This window comes from Cytophaga sp. FL35, assembly GCF_014349235.1.
Taxonomy (GTDB): domain Bacteria; phylum Bacteroidota; class Bacteroidia; order Flavobacteriales; family Flavobacteriaceae; genus Euzebyella.
On record NZ_JACSOH010000069.1, the window covers coordinates 1 to 1,968 of the forward strand.

General features: G+C 29.9%; 2 protein-coding genes. Both read right to left on the reverse strand.

Features of this window, described 5'->3' with window-relative positions; genetic code table 11:
* Positions 1 to 1,234, reverse strand: a 1,234-nt coding sequence (locus BIZ36_RS20595) for a P-loop NTPase family protein (protein ID WP_222937497.1), incomplete at its 3' end; no start/stop codon positions are given.
* 146 nt (positions 1,235 to 1,380) lie between these two features.
* Positions 1,381 to 1,968: hypothetical protein (locus BIZ36_RS20995; protein ID WP_222937498.1), on the reverse strand; the 588-nt coding region annotated here is incomplete at its 5' end.

The window sequence follows — 1,968 nt, forward strand, 5'->3', positions numbered from 1 at the left end:
AAAATTCAATTTCTTTTTCGATTGCTTTATCCGAATTAACTTCATAAAGTCTTTTTACTTTTACGCTTTTTTTGAAATTTTCTAATTCAACATGATAACAATGCCTTACAAAATTATCTTCTTCAATATCAATTCCATATTCATTTAATAGTTGACTTTTTAATACATCGATAATTGCTTTTCTTACATCTAAAGTAACGATTGCCCTTGAACCTAAATCGACTTTAAAACTTAGTGCTTTTTCAAAAACTTTAGGTGCTTCAACTAAGCGCAAATAATCAATAAAAGTCGATTTTCCAACTCCAACATCTCCAACTAATAACACAGGTCGTTTACTCAAACTGTTGGCAAATAATTCTATTAAATCTTGAGAAACTCCTTTTTTCGTTGCAACTTGTTGAAGTGTCGCTTTTCTATCTCCAACTTCAAATAGGAAATTATATCTAGTTGATAATATTGCTTTGCTTACAAGTGAATAACTTGATAAAGCACCACTTTTACAATAGCAATTCTCTAAAAAATCTTTTTCTAACCCTTCTTCTCTAATTACATCTTCAAAAACTAAATCACTAATTATTTCTAATTCAGTCTGAAAAGGATTACGATTTTTAATTCCAGGATAACCATAAATTGTAGATGACAACTTAGGTGGCAATTCAAGCTCAGTATTTCCAATTAATTTTTTAATTAAATATTCCTCTTCAAAACCTGATTTCGATAGGCAGTTCCAAAACTCTTTAAACTCAGACAACGCTATATTTAATGAAGGAATTACAAAAGCATTACCTTCCAAAGGTGGTATTGAATCTGTTCTATTTGCAATAAAGGCTATAAATTGCCAACCATTTGATACTATTGCTATAGGAATAGATCTATCTTGACAATAACCTTTAACTTGATCAATTGCGGCTTTGATATTCAGATTGTCCTTGTATATACTTTTTATTGGCTGATATAGTTTTTGATTCCCAGCTGGAAGCTCAAAATAATTACCCGTTTTTTTCGCCTCAAGCACACATACTGAGCGAAACAAACTCAGAGTGTAATCACTGTACTTTCCTAGATAACTATCTTCACACGATATATTATTAGTTTCCCAACCTAAACATTTGGTTAAAATTGAGTCAATTAGTTTAAATCGAGTATTTGCCTCATTGAGTACAGATTTATCTAATTTCGAGAACTCTAATTCTAATTCTATTAAATTTTCTCTACAAATTTCGTATATACTCATATTTTCTCAGGCATTAAGTACAACGCAGGGCTATGTGTAGTCGTGCGTTTGGTTATTATTTGTCGTAACTAAAAGTACGTAAAACAAAAAATAAAAAGAGGTATAACAGATTGCATTTCCACTATAAAAAAGCCCCTTAAAGAGGCTTATAATGATTCGTTTTGCTGCCGGTCAGGTGTGCAACGGTTATCGGGGTTGTGTGTAATGCTTTTAACAACTTTAGGCCACATAAAGTATCCTAAAATTATTCCAAGAATTAAAATTAAAAACTTTATTCCGACAGTTAGTTCTATTTTAAAATTAATGTTCTCATCACAAATATTATTATTACAACTTAAGGTGTCGCAATTACAATTTTCCATCTCTGAAAGGCCTTCTGAAAAGTCTTGGCATAAAATCCTAGTTACGTAGGGAATTTCAATTTTTTTAATTTCGGTTCTAAAATTATTACAATTAATGGTTTCGGGTTGTTTGATTAGAATACCAGTAATTAAAATTATGGTGCTAATTGCTGTAAGTATATAAAAATTCAGTTTTAAATTTACTTTTTGATGAACAGTTCTTTGAAAGAAGATATTTGTAATAAGGAGACCAAATAACCATATAAAAATAATAAATTTTGGGGAAGAATTTGAGACTACCAAGCTTATAGTTGGATAGCCATTAGGAAATACAAATATTATATCAAGCAATATTAGGCCGATAAAAGTGAACAGAATTATTCTTTTAAAAAC